At 62.1% G+C, this 16,317-nt stretch carries 14 protein-coding genes; 12 read left to right on the top strand and 2 right to left on the bottom strand.

The genetic code is table 11. From position 1 onward, the window contains the following. Nucleotides 1-38: 38 nt before the first annotated feature. From nadA to nadC, 3 genes are read left to right on the top strand one after another with little or no spacing between them, the layout of a single operon-like run. Nucleotides 39-1,010, top strand: a complete 972-nt coding sequence (gene nadA / locus ACQZ6J_RS20650; RefSeq protein WP_449085423.1) for a quinolinate synthase NadA — start codon at nt 39-41, stop codon at nt 1,008-1,010. Beyond that, nucleotides 1,007-2,548 (top strand): L-aspartate oxidase, encoded by a 1,542-nt coding sequence (locus tag ACQZ6J_RS20645; RefSeq protein ID WP_449085422.1) that lies wholly within the window; start codon nt 1,007-1,009, stop codon nt 2,546-2,548. The genes nadA and ACQZ6J_RS20645 overlap by 4 nt, the downstream gene beginning before the upstream one ends. Nucleotide 2,549: 1 nt before the next feature. Continuing rightward, nucleotides 2,550-3,407 (top strand): carboxylating nicotinate-nucleotide diphosphorylase, encoded by an 858-nt coding sequence (gene nadC, locus ACQZ6J_RS20640; protein ID WP_449085421.1) that lies wholly within the window; start codon nt 2,550-2,552, stop codon nt 3,405-3,407. Nucleotides 3,408-3,448: 41 nt separating this feature from the next. Here nadC and ACQZ6J_RS20635 read toward each other — a convergent pair whose 3' ends face one another. Together ACQZ6J_RS20635 and ACQZ6J_RS20630 are read right to left on the bottom strand one after the other, a co-directional pair. Further along, nucleotides 3,449-4,225 (bottom strand): SDR family oxidoreductase, encoded by a 777-nt coding sequence (locus ACQZ6J_RS20635; RefSeq protein WP_449085420.1) that lies wholly within the window; start codon nt 4,223-4,225, stop codon nt 3,449-3,451. Nucleotides 4,226-4,443: 218 nt separating this feature from the next. After that, the gene (locus ACQZ6J_RS20630) at nt 4,444-5,304 is read right to left on the bottom strand and encodes a MurR/RpiR family transcriptional regulator (protein ID WP_449085419.1); all 861 of its coding nucleotides are present in this window, start codon (nt 5,302-5,304) and stop codon (nt 4,444-4,446) included. 236 nt (nt 5,305-5,540) lie between these two features. Here ACQZ6J_RS20630 and murA point away from each other — a divergent pair, with 236 nt between their 5' ends. The 9 genes from murA to ACQZ6J_RS20585 all read left to right on the top strand — a co-directional run bounded on the left by murA (nt 5,541) and on the right by ACQZ6J_RS20585 (nt 16,311). After that, complete coding sequence (gene murA / locus ACQZ6J_RS20625; RefSeq protein ID WP_449085418.1) at nt 5,541-6,797, top strand: UDP-N-acetylglucosamine 1-carboxyvinyltransferase; 1,257 nt, start codon at nt 5,541-5,543, stop codon at nt 6,795-6,797. Further along, complete coding sequence (locus ACQZ6J_RS20620; protein ID WP_449085417.1) at nt 6,794-7,684, top strand: BadF/BadG/BcrA/BcrD ATPase family protein; 891 nt, start codon at nt 6,794-6,796, stop codon at nt 7,682-7,684. Before murA ends, ACQZ6J_RS20620 begins: the two co-directional genes overlap by 4 nt. Nucleotides 7,685-7,954: 270 nt before the next feature. Next, nucleotides 7,955-8,878, top strand: coding sequence for an N-acetylmuramic acid 6-phosphate etherase (murQ, locus tag ACQZ6J_RS20615; protein WP_163988660.1), 924 nt, complete (start codon nt 7,955-7,957; stop codon nt 8,876-8,878). An 81-nt stretch (nt 8,879-8,959) separates the two neighbouring features. Beyond that, nucleotides 8,960-10,480 carry an ABC transporter substrate-binding protein gene (locus ACQZ6J_RS20610; RefSeq protein ID WP_449085416.1) on the top strand — a complete coding sequence of 507 codons (1,521 nt, stop codon included), beginning with the start codon at nt 8,960-8,962 and terminating at the stop codon, nt 10,478-10,480. Between the two features lie 129 nt (nt 10,481-10,609). Beyond that, complete coding sequence (locus ACQZ6J_RS20605; protein ID WP_449085415.1) at nt 10,610-11,569, top strand: ABC transporter permease; 960 nt, start codon at nt 10,610-10,612, stop codon at nt 11,567-11,569. Then, nucleotides 11,569-12,408 carry an ABC transporter permease gene (locus ACQZ6J_RS20600; RefSeq protein ID WP_449085414.1) on the top strand — a complete coding sequence of 280 codons (840 nt, stop codon included), beginning with the start codon at nt 11,569-11,571 and terminating at the stop codon, nt 12,406-12,408. The genes ACQZ6J_RS20605 and ACQZ6J_RS20600 overlap by 1 nt, the downstream gene beginning before the upstream one ends. Next, complete coding sequence (locus tag ACQZ6J_RS20595) at nt 12,405-14,144, top strand: ABC transporter ATP-binding protein (protein WP_449085413.1); 1,740 nt, start codon at nt 12,405-12,407, stop codon at nt 14,142-14,144. The genes ACQZ6J_RS20600 and ACQZ6J_RS20595 overlap by 4 nt, the downstream gene beginning before the upstream one ends. A gap of 21 nt (nt 14,145-14,165) precedes the next feature. Continuing rightward, complete coding sequence (locus ACQZ6J_RS20590) at nt 14,166-15,185, top strand: serine hydrolase domain-containing protein (protein WP_449085412.1); 1,020 nt, start codon at nt 14,166-14,168, stop codon at nt 15,183-15,185. 10 nt (nt 15,186-15,195) lie between these two features. Then, nucleotides 15,196-16,311 carry an anhydro-N-acetylmuramic acid kinase gene (locus tag ACQZ6J_RS20585; protein ID WP_449085411.1) on the top strand — a complete coding sequence of 372 codons (1,116 nt, stop codon included), beginning with the start codon at nt 15,196-15,198 and terminating at the stop codon, nt 16,309-16,311. The last annotated feature ends 6 nt before the right edge of the window (nt 16,312-16,317 follow it).

The following is a 16,317-nucleotide window of genomic DNA, read 5'->3' as shown; positions in this document are numbered from 1 at the left end:
CATAATATGCTCAAACTGAGTATAATAAGGAGCCGGTCATGAATCTTCCCGTATCCGCATCCTCTCTTTATGATCGCGTCAGCCGCGTCATCCCCAAGGCCGAATGGCTGACGTTTCAGGATGATGTCGAGGCGATCCTCGAACTGAAGCGACGACGCAACGCCGTCATTCTCGCCCATAACTACCAGACGCCGGAAATCTTCCATGGCGTTGCCGACATTGTCGGCGACAGTCTCGCGCTCGCCCGCAAGGCCGCGGATGTGAAGGCCGATATCATCGTCCTTGCCGGGGTGCATTTCATGGCGGAGACGGCCAAGCTGCTGAACCCGGAAAAGACGGTGCTGATCCCTGACATGGAGGCTGGATGCTCCTTGGCGGAATCGATCACGCCCGAGGATATAGCCCTGTTGCGTCAGGCGCATCCCGGTGTTCCCGTCGTCACCTATGTCAATACCTCTGCGGCCGTGAAGGCTGCCTCCGACATCTGCTGCACCTCGGGCAATGCCCGCCAGGTGGTGGAATCGCTCGGCGTGCCGAAAGTGCTGATGCTTCCTGACGAGTATCTGGCGCGCAACGTTGCACGCGAAACGAATGTCGAGCTCATCGCCTGGCATGGGCATTGCGAGGTTCACGAGCTCTTCACGGCGGACGATATCCGCCAGCTTCGCGAGAATTATCCCGGCGTGACGGTGCTCGCTCACCCGGAATGCCCGCCCGATGTCGTCGAAGCGGCGGATTTCGCGGGCTCGACCGCCGTCATGTCCGACTATGTCGGCAAGAAGCATCCGTCGCGTGTCGTGCTTCTGACGGAATGTTCGATGAGCGACAACGTCGCGGTCCATCATCCCGAGGTCGAGTTCATCCGGCCCTGCAATCTCTGCCCGCATATGAAACGCATCACGCTTGGCAATATCCGCAAGGCTTTGGAAGAAGGGCGGCATGAGGTGACGGTCGATGCGGCGATTGCCGCCGACGCCCGCCGTGCAGTGGAAAGGATGTTGGCGATATGAGCGAGATTCTCGAAGGACTGACCGGCCGCACAGTCATCGTCGGCAGCGGCCTTGCCGGGTTGATGACGGCGCTGACGCTGGCGCCCGAGCCGACCGTGATCGTCACCCGCGCCCTGATTGGTGCCGAGACCTCAAGCGCCTGGGCGCAGGGCGGCATCGCCGCCAGCATGGGGAAGGACGATAGCGCGGCCTTGCACCTCGCCGATACCCTCGCCGCCGGCGACGGGCTCTGCGACGCCACCGTGGCGGCAAGGATCGTCGCGGAAGCCCCGGCTGCCATTGCCGCCCTGGAACGGGCGGGCGTCGAGTTCGATCGCAATGATGCGGGGGAATTGTCCCTCGGCCTTGAAGCGGCGCATTCGCTCCGGCGCATTGTGCATTCCAAGGGAGATGGTTCGGGTGCGGCTATCGTGCGTGCGCTTGCCGAAGCGGTCGCCCGCACGCCGTCGATCACCGTGCTCGAGGGCTACCAGGCGCAGCGGCTCTTGCTGGACGATCATCGTGTCGCCGGCCTGCTCTGCCTGACCGACAAGGGCAGCGTTGTGCTGCGATCCTCCCGCATCGTTCTTGCCACGGGCGGTATCGGCGGCCTGTTCGAGGCCACGACGAATCCGGTCGGCAATTTCGGCCAAGGTGTTGCGCTTGCGGCAAGAGCCGGAGCGCTGCTTGCCGATATGGAGTTCGTGCAATTCCACCCGACGGCGCTCGATAGCCGCCGCCGTCCCCTGGCGCTCGTCAGCGAAGCGGTGCGCGGCGAGGGCGCTCTTCTTGTCAACGAAAGCGGTGAGCGCTTCATGGCGGAGGTGGAGGGTGCCGAGCTTGCGCCGCGCGACGTCGTCGCGCGTGCCATCAGCGCCGAAATTGCTCGTGGCGGCCGGGTTTTCCTGGATGCCCGCGATGCGCTCGGCAACCGGTTTGCCACACGCTTCCCAATCATCGAAGCTCTCTGCCGCGAAGCGGGCGTGGACCCGGCGAGCGATCCTATTCCGGTGCGTCCGGCCGTTCATTATCATATGGGCGGCGTGGCGACTGACGAGAATGGCCGCAGTTCCGTGCCCGGCCTATGGGTCGTGGGAGAAGCGGCCTCCACCGGCCTGCACGGAGCCAATCGTCTGGCCAGCAACTCCCTGCTGGAGGCAGCAGTCATGGGGATGCGTGCAGCAGGTGATCTTGCGAGCGCTGATGCAGGCGCTGCAAGATTGCCGCATCGCCTTCCCGAGACGGTGGCGCCAGACCCTATGCCCGTCCGGCTGATTGTGTCGCGGCATCTCGGCGTCTTGCGCAATGCCGGTGCCATTCAGGGTGCGATTGCGGCTCTCCTGCCGCTTTACGAGAGTGACGGCCCGGCGAGCGATCCCGCGCTGGTCGCATTGTTGATAGCCGTCTTCGCGTCTCTGAGGACAGAGTCGCGTGGGGCCCACGCCCGCACGGATTTTCCGCTGAAGCTGCAATACGCGCAGCGACGCGTGATGAACCTTTCCGACGCACTGGATATCGCCAGGTCCGTCATCCCCTATTCCATCGCAAGGAGTGCCTGACATGACGCTTGCTCCCCTCCCGCGCCTGATCGTCGAACCGCTGGTGCGCAATGCCCTTGTGGAAGATCTCGGTCTTGCCGGCGACGTCACGTCTACCGCCGTCATCCCTGCGGCGCATCGCTCCCGCGTCGCCATGGTCACCCGCCAAACGGGCGTCGTCGCCGGTCTCGATGCGTCCGAACTTGCCTTCCAGCTCGTCGATCCCACCATCGTCATGACCCGTCATGTCCCCGATGGCAAGAAAGTCGCAGCGGGAGACGTCATCGCAACGATCGAGGGGCCTTCCCGCGGTCTGCTGACGGCAGAGCGGACCGCACTGAATTTCCTCGGCCATCTCTCCGGCATCGCCTCCGTGACGGGCGGCATTGTCGAGGCGATTGTCGGCACGAAGGCGTCGATTGTCTGCACCCGCAAGACCACGCCGGGTCTCCGGGCTCTGGAAAAATATGCCGTGCGCGCCGGCGGCGGCATGAACCATCGTTTCGCGCTTTATGATGCGGTATTGATCAAGGACAATCATGTCGCCATTGCCGGCGGCATCACCGAGGCTATCCGCCGCGCCAAGGCCGGTGTCGGGCATATGGTCAAGATCGAGGTCGAGGTAGATACGCTGGCACAGCTACGCGACGCCATTCAGGAAGGTGTCGATGCGGTATTGCTTGACAATATGACGCCGGACCAGCTGCGCGAAGCGGTCGATATCGTCGGCGGACGGGCAATCACCGAAGCCTCGGGCCGTATCACCCCGACAACCGCTGCCGCGATCGCTGCCTCCGGCGTCGATCTCATATCCGTCGGCTGGCTGACGCACAGCGCGCCGACGCTCGATATCGGGCTGGACTGGAAGGCGGCGGCCTGACGCAATCGCCACAAAAGCGCGCAGGTCGTCGGCTTGGTGTTTCAGACGACGACCGGCACCTGCGCGCCGTCCATGCTGATCACCACGCCGGTAACGTAACTCGCCCTGGCCGAACTCAGGAAAGCGACAACATTGGCGATGTCGGCCGGGCTCGCCATTCGGCCGATCGGGAGGCGCTTCAGAGCATCGGCAAGCGCTTCCTCCTGCGTTGAACCGCTGGCTTTCGCCGCCGCCTTCAGGCCTTCCGCCACACGACCCGTTTCCGTCAGGCCAGGGTTTAGGCCGACGACACGCACGCCTCTGCCGGCATAGGCATTGGCAAGCCCGACGCTTGCGAGCATCAAGGCGGCATTGGCCGAACCTCCCGCCAAATGGAAAGGCGAAGCAATCTTGCCGCCGTTGCCGATGACATTGATGACGGCACCCGACCCGCGTGCGCCCATGCGCTTGATGACGGGATCGATGGCGTTGATGTAGGAGAAATACTTCGCATCCATCGCGGCGCGCCAGATGGCCGGCGTCAGTTCGTCTACCGGCGTGCGCGCTGCGGCACCCGCGCTGTTGACGAGGATATCGATCGGGCCGATATCTGCCTCGACCTTGTCAACGACCGCAAGTGCCTGCGCGTCGGATGTCAGGTCGGCTGTATAACCGCGCGCACCCGAAAGGCTGGAGAGGGCGGCATCGATGTTGGACTGGGAGCGCGAGCAGATCGCGACCCGCGCGCCTTCCTGCAGGAAGAGTTCGGCGCAGGCATAGCCGATGCCTTTCGAGCCGCCTGTGATCAGTACGACTTTATCCTTGAGGCCGAGGTCCATGAAATCTCTCCGGTATGATTTGCCAAGGGGCGCCAAACTACGTCCCCAAACCATTGCCGTACAGGGCCGCTGTCGTCACAGCTTGTTTACCGGTTGCCGGCTTTTCGGCGGGCTGCTGCGGCAAAGCCGAGAAAAACGTACCGCAATTTTCCGTCACGCAATTGCGTGAGAATAATGAGATAGAGTGGCGCAGAGCTTCGGCGAAGAGCTGGGTCGCTCTATGAAAGACGTTTGGCCTTCAGCACGGAAACAGCCGTTTCGCTGTTATGGACATAGTCGTTGGCGTCTGGCTGACGCTGCACCAGCAGGATAAACAGCAAGTCGGTCAGCATCAGTTGTGCGTCGCGGGCGGTGATCGCCGAGGAGCGGACGCGATCCTCGTCGCCGACGGTATGGAGGCAGATGTCGGCGACGTGGGTGAGCGGGTTGTCCTGTAGTCCGGTGACGGCAATGACGGTTGCTCGGCGCTGACGTGCCAGTTCCGCAATCCGCAGGGTCTCGATACTGGCGCCGGAATAGGAAAGAGCAAAGAGCAGGTCGTTGGGGCCCAAAGTCGACGCGTTGGCCATCTGCACATGGCTGTCGCTGTCATGCAGCACATTGCGTCCGAGCTTCATCAACTTGTAGGAAAAGTCGCGGGCGACCAGGGACGAAGCACCGACGCCCGCCAGATGGATACGCCGGGCATCGTGAAGGGCTTCGAGCGCCTTTTCGATGTCGGTTTCGTTGTTGACCGAGATGGTCTGCTGCATCGCCTGCATCTTGCTGCCGAGCAGCTTCTGCAGGATCGTAAGGTAACCGTCGCCGACCTCGATGGTGCCGTGGATCATGCCGGCGGGCGCCTGCCACTCCTGCGCCTTGGCTTCACTGACGGCAAGTTTCAGTTCCTGATAGCCGGCATAGCCGAGCTTCTGACTGAATTTGACGACGCTCGACTGGCTGCGACCGGTTTCCGTCGCCAAGGCCGCGGAGGACAGGCGTAGCATCTGCTCGGGATTGTCGATGATGAACTGCCCGATCTGGCGATCGGCGGGAGCCATGGTTTCGAGCTGAGCGCTGATTTTCTTTAAGATCGACATCTGATCCTTTGGGGTCCCTTCGAGCCATCGGCATCAATTTACCGGCCGACACGAGCACGACGGAAAATAGCCTCCGGTTTCCGCTCGCAAACGTCCGTGCTGCTATTCAACATTATCACAACAATTTGGAATAAAAAATTCCAATTCCCGTTGACAGTATGGAATGGTCGAATAGTCTTTGCAGGATGAGCGACAGGCTCCGGCTGTTCTCGTTTTTTCCTCGACGGATTTTCATTATGGACAAACTTCGCATCTCCGGCGGCAGACGGTTGCAGGGCGCGGTCACCATCGCCGGCGCAAAGAATTCCGCATTGCCGCAGATCGCCGCAGCGCTCCTGAGCCCGCATCCGTTGGAACTGACGAACCTGCCCTTGGTGAGTGACGTCGAGAACATGCTGGGCGTCATCGCCCTGCACGGTGCCGAAATTGTCCGTGGGCCGCATGGCACGACGATCGATGCGCGCGACCTCGTCTCCAAGGAGACCTCCTACGATACCGTCAGGCGCATGCGCGCGACCGTGCTGGTGCTCGCGCCGCTGCTGGCTCGCTTCGGCCATGCGCGTGTTTCCCTCCCAGGCGGCTGCGCCATCGGTGCGCGGCCTGTCGATATGCACATAAAGGCGCTCTCGACGCTGGGTGCCGATATCGCGATCGAAAGCGGCCTGATCGTGGCTTCGGCTCCGAACGGGCTGAAGGGCGCGCGGATCGTGTTGAGCTCGCCATCCGTCGGCGCGACGGAAACGGCCATGATGGCCGCCTGCGCGGCCAAAGGCGAAACCGAGATCCTGAATGCTGCCCGCGAGCCGGAAGTCGCCGATCTCGCGGCATGCCTCGGCGCCATGGGCGCGCGGATCGAAGGGGCGGGGACGCATCGTATTCTTATCGAGGGCGACACGGGCTGGCATCCTGCCAGGCATCACGGCATCCCTGACCGCATCGAGGCCGGCACCTATGCGGTGGCGGCTGCCATCACCGGCGGGCAGTTGGAGCTCATTCATGCCCGCCTGGAGAATCTGGCCTCCGTCGTCCAGGTGCTCGAAGCCATGGGCGTCAGCGTCTGGCCGAGCGATCGCGGCCTGGTCGTCTCCAGGGACGGTCCGCTTAAGGGAGCCGATATCACCACGGAACCTTATCCGGGTTTTCCGACGGACCTGCAGGCGCAGTTCATGGCTCTGGCCTGCTGTGCCGAAGGCGCCTCGCTGATCCGCGAGACAGTGTTCGAAAACCGCTTCATGCATGTACCGGAGCTGATGCGACTTGGCGCCAACATCACCCTGCAGGGCACAACGGCGCTGGTTCGCGGCGGTGCGCCGCTCAAGGGCGCGCAGGTGATGGCAACGGATCTGCGCGCGTCCGTTTCGCTCGTTCTGGCCGCGCTCGTGTCGAAGGGCGAAACCATCGTCAACCGCCTGTATCACCTCGATCGCGGCTACGAGCAGCTGGATCGCAAATTGCGCCTCTGCGGCGCCGATATCGAACGGTTGACGTCATGACTGCAACATCGGGAGGCGCCGTTTATTTCCTCGGCATCGACGGCGGCGGCACGGGTTGCCGGGCGCGCATCGAGAACGCAGACGGTACGGTTCTAGGCCAGGGATTGTCCGGGCCTGCGACCACCCGTCTCGGGATTGCTGAGGCATGGGCATCGATTTCGCGCGCGTTCGATGCGGCCATCGAGGAGGCGCAACTGGGCGCCGGCGATCTTGGCCACATCCATGCCGGCGTCGGATTGGCGGGGATCGGCCGCAAGGGTGCACTTGCAGCTCTGAAGGCGATAGAGCATCCCTTCGCCAGCGTCGCTTTCATCAGCGACGGCGAGGGCGCCTGCCTCGGTGCGCATTCCGGTCGCGACGGCGCCATCGTCATTGCCGGGACAGGCTCCATCGGGCTCGGCCTGGTCGAAGGACGGCAATTGCGGGTTGGCGGCTACGGTTTTCCAATCTCGGATGAGGGCAGCGGTGCCTATCTCGGACTGAAGGTCGTGCAGCTTGCGTTGCGTGCGCATGATGGTCGCGAACAGAAGACGGCGCTGATGGCCGAGATCATGCAGCGCTTCCAGAATGATCCGATGGAGGCGGTCGCGTGGATGGATCGGGCATCGGCCACGGACTACGCGACATTTGCGCCCATGGTTCTGCGCCACGCCGATCAGGGCGATCCCATTGCGCGGCGGATTGTGCAAAGTGCTGCCGGCCATATCGATACGCTGGTTCGTACCCTGTTTGACAAAGGAGCGCCGCGGGTCTGCCTGCTTGGTGGTCTCGCGAGCCCGCTTGAGCCCTGGCTTGCGCCCGATGTGCGCCGCCGCCTCAAGCCTGTCGACGGCGATGCCGTGTCCGGTGCGATCATTCTCGCAAGAAGGGCTGTCGGCGGGCGCTGACGATAAATCGGCGTCGATGATCTGTCGTAGCTGCGATGGAATATTTTATTCCTGTATGGATTGACGTTAGGAATAAACGGCCATAATGTTAACCTAGGTAAACAGGGAATGGACGGGGAACGAAGCCGAAAGGGCCATCCTGCGTCCCGGCTGACTTTGGTCATCCGTCTTGCTGACAACCGATCTTTGCTGCGGTGCGCCCGATATCAAAATGATCGAGCTCGCCACTTTGACCTATTGATATCGAAGCGTTATTTCGCGAGCAGGCCCATGACAGAGCAGAAGTTGATATCCGAGCTGGAGCAGTTGGTTTCCGAAGGACGCAACCCGAACACGATGCATATCGATCTGTTGCCGACCTTCGATATCCTGCGCGAGATCAATTATGAGGATCAGACGGTGCCGGTCGCCGTCGAGAAAGTGATTCCGGCAATCGCCGCCGCCGTCAATCAGATCGTGGCCGCCTTTCAGAAGGGCGGTCGGTTGATCTACATGGGCGCTGGCACCAGTGGCCGGCTTGGCGTTCTCGATGCGTCGGAATGCCCTCCCACCTTCAGCGTGCCGCCGGATATGGTCATCGGCCTGATTGCCGGCGGTCCGGATGCGCTAAGGCGTTCGATCGAAGGCGCGGAAGACGATCCCGAGCAGGGACGCCAGGCATTGGAAGAGGTCAGGCTGACCCGGGATGACGTGCTTGTCGGCATCGCCGTCAGCGGTCGCACGCCCTATGTCATCGGTGGCTTGAACTATGCCAAGAGCGTTGGCGCCTTTACGGTTGCCTTGTCCTGCAATCCGAATTCCATCATTGCCGGCATTGCCGATCTGGCGATCTCGCCGGTGGTAGGCCCGGAAATTCTGACCGGTTCGACGCGATTGAAATCCGGCACGGCGCAGAAACTCATTCTCAATATGCTCACGACGGCGAGCATGATCCGCATCGGCAAGAGCTATCAGAACCTCATGGTCGATGTCAGCGCCAGCAACAAGAAGCTGGTAGCGCGCGCCTCGCGCATCGTCATACAGGCGACGGGATGCACGCAGCAGGAAGCGCGTCGCGTGCTCGATCTGACGGGTAACGATGTCAAGCTTGCCATTCTGATGGAAATTACCGGGATGGGCATTGAAGACGCCCGCGCGGCATTGCAAAACGCTGATGGATTCCTGCGCAAGGCCATCAACGCCAGGACTGCTTGAGACAACCGGCGCGGCATGCCGCATCGGCAATCAATGGGCCAAAATCGGCCGGGGACATTTAAAAAATTTGGAGGACTGACAATGAAGAGGAATTTTGGAAAGAAGCTGATTTCCGGTGCAGCCCTGGCCGTGGGGCTCGGCCTGGCGACTGGCGCGATGCCTGTGGAGGCGGCGACGTTGCGCATGGCCTGGTCGCAGGATGCGACGGGCCTCGATCCGCACAAGCAGACGGCGTTTTCCTCCATCCGCCTGCTGGAACTGATCTACGAGCCGCTCGTGCGTCTCGACGGCAATCTGCAGATCGTTCCCGGCATTGCCGAAAGCTGGCAGTTTTCGCCAGACGCCAAGCAATTGACTTTCAAGCTCAACGCCAAGGCCAAGTTCCAGAATGGGGCCCCGGTCACCTCTGCTGACGTCAAGGCGTCCTTCCAGCGCATTCTGGATCAGGCGACGGGTGCCGTCGCCCGCGCCAATTTCCTATCGATCGCGAGCGTCGATACGCCCGATGCCAATACTGTCGTTTTTAACCTGTCGCAGCCCGACGCTCCGATCCTGACCTCCATGACGAGCCTCAATGCGGCCGTCGTTCCGGCAAGCGAAATCACCGGGGGCACCATCGGCACGAAGGCGATCGGTTCCGGCCCCTTCAAGCTCGACAGCTGGGTTCCGAATTCCAAGGAAGTCCTGAGCGCCAACAAGGATTGGGCAGGCGGGGCTGTCGGTGTCGACGGCATCAATATCAGCGTGCTGCCGGACGAAACGGCGATCCTGGCATCGCTGCGCACCGGCCAGATCGATTTCGCGCTGCTGAACGATCCGCTCGTTGCAACGCTGGTGCCGAAGGAGCCGAAGTTGCAGCTCACCCGCACGCCGGTCCTCTCCTACAATGTCCTGCAGCTCAATCCCTCGCGCAAGCCGATGGATCAGTTGGCCGTACGTCAGGCGATCTCCTGCGCCATCGACCGCAAGGATGTGATGGATACCGCAGCTCTCGGCGAGGGCAAGGTAACGGGGCCGCTGACGATGCCGCTTTACGCGACGGACCCGGGCAAGCTCTTCTGCTATACGCGTGACGTGGCCAAGGCGAAGAAGCTGATGGCAGACGCTGGCTTTGCCGGCGGCTTTTCCGCGACCGTGATCGCTGCAACCGGCGAACCGCCGACGGCGACGGCTGAAGCGCAGGTCATCCAGTCGCAGCTCGCCGAAATCGGCATCAAGCTCGACATCAAGGTGATGGAACTCAACGTCTACGTCGATACCTGGCTGAAGGGCAATTTCGACATGGCCGTCGCGCTCAACGGCGGCAGTGCCGATCCCTATTCGATGTATAACCGCTACTGGACGAAGACCGGTAACCTGCAGAAGGTCGCCAACTACATCGACGATACGCTCGACAGCCTGATGCAGCAGGGCCGCGCCGAGACCGATCCGGCCAAGCGCAAGGAAATCTTTGCGGAATTCGAAAAGCATATCGCCGAGGTCTCGCCCTGGATCTGGCTCTACACGGCCTATGGCTATACGGCTGAGCAGAAGAACGTCGAAGGCTTCGTGCCGACGCCGACCGGTTCGCTGTTCGGTCTGAGTAAGGTGTCGATCAAGTAACGACGACCGGGGTCTGGAGCATTTCCTTTTCAATCGATGTCAAGGAAGTGCTCTATCTCTTTGTTTTTACGCAATTTCAGCCATGAGTTCACGTCTTGGTTTAGCTGAAATTGCTCCAGAGGAAATGCAATGGCATACCTGACGCGCCGGCTGATGATATTCCCGCTGATCATGCTGGGCGTGTCCATCTTCGTCTTCGTCGCCATCCGGCTGGTGCCGGGCGACGCGATCACGGCGATGCTCGGAACCAATGCGGGCCTGCTGACGCCAGAGCAGCGGCAGGCCCTGGCCGCCTATTTCGGCATCGATCAGTCCTGGCCCGTCCAGTATTGGCATTGGCTGCTGGGTCTGCTTCATGGCAATCTCGGAATATCCGTTACCTATGGCAAGCCGGTGCTCGACATCATCCTGGAGCGTTTTCCGCTGACACTCGAGCTTGCCTTGCTCTCCATGGTGATTGCGCTTGCCATCGGCCTGCCGGCGGGCGTCTTTGCCGCGACACGAAATGAAAAGCTGTCCGATCTTGCTGTGCGCATCGTCGCCATGATCGGACAGTCCACGCCGAATTTCGTTCTCGGGCTCCTGCTGATTTATGCATTGTCTGCCGGCTTCGGGATACTGCCGACCATGGGGGAATTTACGCCCATCTGGCAGGATCCGCTCGGCAATCTCGGCCAGATGATCCTGCCGGCACTGACGCTTGGCTTTGCCTTTGCGGCGTCGGTGACGCGCGTGGTGCGCTCGGCCATGCTCGACGTTCTCAGCGACGATTATGTGCGTACAGCGCGCAGCCGCGGCGTGCCGGCGCGTGGCGTCATCTGGCGGCATGCATTGCCGAATGCGCTGATCCCGGTGGTGACGTTGAGCGGCGTGGAATTCGGCTATCTGCTCGGCGGCGCGGTGCTGGTCGAGCAGATCTATGCCTTGCCGGGACTGGGCCGCATGGTGCTGGACGCCATCCTGCAGCGCGACTATGCGCTGGTGCAGGGCAGTGTGTTGTTCATTGCCTTCAACTTCATGATCGTCAACCTGATCGTCGATCTCGCCTATGTCGCGCTCGACCCGCGCGTGCGGCTGGGAGAAGGCTGATGCGGATCGTCAGAGCCATTTTCGGACATATGAGCGGCCGGATCGGCGGCATCATCGTCCTCCTCTATATTCTCCTTGCCATTCTCGGTGCGCTCGGCGTGACGCCGCATGACCCGTTGACGCAGAACCGGATCGACCGCCTGCACGCCCCGAGCCTTGCCTATTGGATGGGGACGGACCTCTTCGGTCGCGATGTCGCGAGCCGCCTGATGCAGGGCATCGGAGAATCCTTCACGGTTGCCGTCCTCTCTGTTGCGCTTGCGAGCCTGATCGGCACTCTGCTCGGCCTTAGCGCCGCCTGGTCGGGCAAGCGCTGGGATGGCGTCATCATGCGCACGATGGATGTGCTTCTCGCCTTTCCGGCGATCCTGCTTGCGCTTTTGATCATCGCTATCGTCGGGCCGGGCACCTGGACCAGCGTCGCGGCGATCGCGATCGTCTATACGCCGATCTTTACCCGCGTGGTGCGCGGGCCTGCCCTCTCGCTGAAGGGACGCGACTTCGTCGATGCGGCCCGCACTTTCGGCAGCAGCCGGTCCTATATCCTGACGCGGCATCTGCTGCTCAATCTCGTTGCACCCCTGACCGTGCAGGTGACGCTGGCGCTCGCCTGGTCGCTGCTGACGGAGGCGGGCCTTAGCTTCCTTGGCTTGGGAACGCAGCCGCCGGCGTCCTCGCTCGGCCTGATGCTGAGCGACAGTCGCAATCTCATGGAAACAGCACCCTGGCTGCTGATCTTTCCCGGCGTGACCATCATGATCTCCATTCTCGGCTTCAACCTGCTCGGCGACGCCCTGCGTGATATTCTCGATCCGAAGATGCGGAGGTCGACGGTATGACGCCGCTTCTTTCCGTATCCGATTTGCGCGTCGGTTTCGGGCGCAAGCCTGAGGCCAATCCCATCGTTCGCGGCGTCAGCTTCGATCTTGAAGCGGGCGAAACGCTGGCAATCGTCGGTGAGAGCGGTTCGGGCAAATCCGTCACGGCGCTGTCGATCAATCGTCTGGTCGATTTCGGTGGCGGCCGCATTACAGGCGGATCGATCAGGCTCAAGCGCGTCGACAACAGCATTCTCGATCTGACCAAGGCGAGCGAGGCGGAACTGACGAAGATCCGTGGCGGCGAGATCGGCATGATTTTCCAGGAGCCGATGACCTCCCTCAATCCGGTTTTGACCATCGGTACGCAGATCGAGGAATCGTTCAGGCTGCATCGAGGCCTGTCGGGAAGTCAGGCGAAGGCGGCGGCCAAGGATGCTCTGGATCGCGTGCGCATTCCCGATGCCGCGCGCCGTTTGAGCTATTGCCCGAACCAGCTCTCCGGAGGCATGCTGCAGCGGGTGATGATCGCGACGGCCCTTGCCTGCAATCCACGTCTTCTGATCGCCGATGAGCCGACGACAGCGCTCGATGTTACCGTGCAGGCGCAGATCATGGCCTTGCTTGCGGAATTGAAGCGCGAGACTGGCATGTCGATGATCTTTATCACCCACGACATCGGCCTTGTTGCCGGCATTGCCGACAAGGTGATGGTGATGCAGGCCGGCCAGGCGGTGGAGCAAGCTGAACTCAACCAGATTCTCGATCATCCCGCGCATCCCTATACCCGGCATCTCCTTCATTCGGTGCCGCATTTTGCCTCGGGACAGGCTGCCCGCACCGATTTCCAGCGTAACGACGATCCTTCCAAGGCGGCACTGAAAGTGGAAGGCCTGACCGTCCGTTTTCCGGTCAAGGGCAGTTTCCTGCGCCGATCGACGGGCGCTGTGCATGCGGTGGAAGGCGTCGGCTTTGATCTCATGCCGGGAGAGACGCTGGCGATCGTCGGCGAGAGCGGCTCGGGCAAATCGACCACAGCAAGAGCGATCCTGGGGCTCGTCAAATCGACGCGCGGCACCTTTACGACGAATGCCGGCAAGGCGGCAGATCGCACCGGCGCGGTGCAGATGGTCTTCCAGAACCCTTATGCCTCGCTTAATCCGCGCCTTCGCGTCGACAACATCCTGGCCGAACCGGTCATCGCATCGGGCGTTCGGGTTTCGGCCGGGACGCGCGAACGCATGCTCATGCTGCTGAAGCGCGTGGGATTGCCGGAGAACGCCCTGGAGCGCTATCCGCATGAGTTCTCGGGTGGCCAGCGTCAGAGGCTTTGCATAGCGCGTGCACTGATGCTCAATCCTTCCGTGCTGGTGCTCGACGAGGCGGTTTCGGCACTTGACGTTTCCGTTCAGGCACAGGTCCTGGAATTGCTGATCGAACTGCAGCGCGAATACGGGCTCGCCTATCTCTTCATCTCGCATGACATGGCGGTCGTGGAGCGTATCGCCCATCGCATCGCGGTGATCTATGGCGGGCAGATCGTCGAGATCGGCGATGCTGCCTCCGTCTTGTCGGAGCCTAAGCATTCCTATACCAGGCGGTTGATCGCGGCGGTTCCGACGGTTGCGCGGCGCAAGGAAAACTTCACGCTCGACACGCGCCAGGTTCCGTCCCTGGTGCGCCCCTTGGGCTTCGAGCCGGCCATTCCCGAGTGGCGTCGCTTCGCCCCGGATCATATCGCACTGGCGGAAGCCTGAGCACGGCCGAGGAGAGGCGAGATGGCGGCAGGGGGGAGCATGCAGTTTCAGGAGCGTTTCGATCGGGCCTTCGCGCCGCTCGAGCAATCGGTCGCGACGGCGCGCATTCCGGGCGGCGTGCTGGGCATGGTTGATCTCGACGGCAACCGACAGGTCCGGGCCATCGGCTCGGCGCAGAAGGTGCCTGATGTCAGGCCGATGCTGGTTGATACCTGGTTCGATCTTGCGTCGCTGACCAAGGTCATTTTCACCATGCCGCGCATTCTTGCGCTGGCTGAGGCTGGCACGATCGACCTCGATGCTCCCTTGATCGAACTTCTGCCCGATCTTCGCCAATATAGCGCCGAGGCCTGGGAGCGGAAGGTGACGTTCCGCCAATGCCTGGGTCACCAGACGCCGTTTCCTGCGGTCGAGCCGATCTACACCTATGGCCGCGACCCGGAGCTTCTGCGCACCTTCATCCTCCAGCGTGAATGGCGGGCCGGTCCGCCCGTCTATTCCGATATCAACTTCATCCTGCTGGGTTTTGCGCTCGAGCGCCTGGCCCGCAAGACCATTCGAGCCATGGATCCGGGACCGGGTTTTGCCTTCTCCGCCGAGCCGGAACTGGCCGCGGCGACGGAAGACTGCACCTGGCGTCACCGTATTCTGTCGGGTGAGGTGCATGACGACAATTGTTCGGCGCTGCAGGGTGCCGGCCACGCCGGGCTTTTCGGAACGGCGGCATCTGTCCTCGATTTTGCCGAAGGTTTGCTTGATGGCAGCGGTGCATCTGCAGGATCGATCGCCCTGATGCGAACACCACTTTCAGCAACACGTACCCATGGCTGGGAGCGGCCTCATGACGGCTGGCATGGCGGCGCTCTTTGTTCGGCCGGTACAATCGGGCATACGGGGTTTACCGGCGTGGCCCTCTGGGTCGATTTCGACCGGGGCCGGGCCTGGACCCTGCTCACGAACCGCATTCATCCGACACGCCACTTCGACAGCGGCATCCTGGCGCTTCGCCAGGCCGTCAGCGATCTCGTCAACGCAGCATAGGAGCCTGACCATGGAACCAATCTGGGCAGTCGGTCTGATGACCGGAACCGTCCTCGACGGTAATATCGATGTCGCCATGCTGAAGACGGACGGTGAGCGCGTCGAGGAATTCGGCCCCTATGTTCTGGCTCCCTATCCCAGCTGGATTCGGGAATTGCTGGAAGAGACGTTGCGGCAGGCAAGGGCATGGAATTTCGAAGGGCCCGAACCGACGATCTTCAAGGCAGCCGAGGAAGCTCTGACACGAGCTCAATCGGAGGCGGTAAAGGAACTCGTTGAAAGCAACGGCATGACGATGGCCGACATCGGCGTCGTCGGCTTTCATGGCCAGACCGTGCTGCATCGGGCGCCGCAGAAGGATCGGTTGGGGCAAACGCGCCAGCTTGGGGATGGCGAATTGATGCGGTCGATCCTCGGAACCAAGGTCGCCTATGACTTTCGTTCTGCCGACATGCGTGCCGGCGGGCAGGGCGCGCCGCTTGCCGCAGCCTATCATACTGCGCTGTTGCGCGGCGCGGGTGCCGCGGGCGAGGCCGCCATTCTCAATCTCGGCGGCGTTGCGAACGTTACCTGGTGGGACGGCGAGGGCAATTTCGTTGCCTTCGACACCGGCCCGGCCAATGCGCCGCTGAACGATTTCATCAAATCGCACGGGCTTGGAGAGATGGACCGGGACGGTGCGCTTGGAGGGGCGGGCACCGTCGACGAAGTGCGGCTCGAAACGCTGCTGCAGCACCCCTATATGACGGCACCCTATCCGAAGTCGCTCGACCGCTTCGACTTTGGCGCCTCCATGGCGGATGGGCTTGGCCCGGAGGATGGTGCCGCCACGCTTTCAGCCTTCACGGCGAGTGCCGTCGGCAAGGCACTTGATCTTCTGCCGCACCGGCCCAGCAAGGTCGTTGTCAGCGGTGGCGGTCGGCATAATCCGACGATCATGTCGATGCTCAGGAGTCGGGCCGGCGTCGAGCCGATCTTTGCCGAAGATCTGGGTTGGCGCGGCGATGCCGTCGAGGCGGAATGCTTTGCGTTTCTCGCTGTGCGCGTCTTGCGCGGTCTGCCGATCAGCTTCCCCGGCACGACGGGCGTGCCCGCTCCGATGCAAGGCGGGCGCCTCGCGCAATAGCGCCGA

Source organism: Rhizobium sp. A37_96, assembly GCF_053521765.1.
Note: the sequence above shows the minus strand (reverse complement) of the source record. Positions and strands in the feature narration are given on the sequence as shown.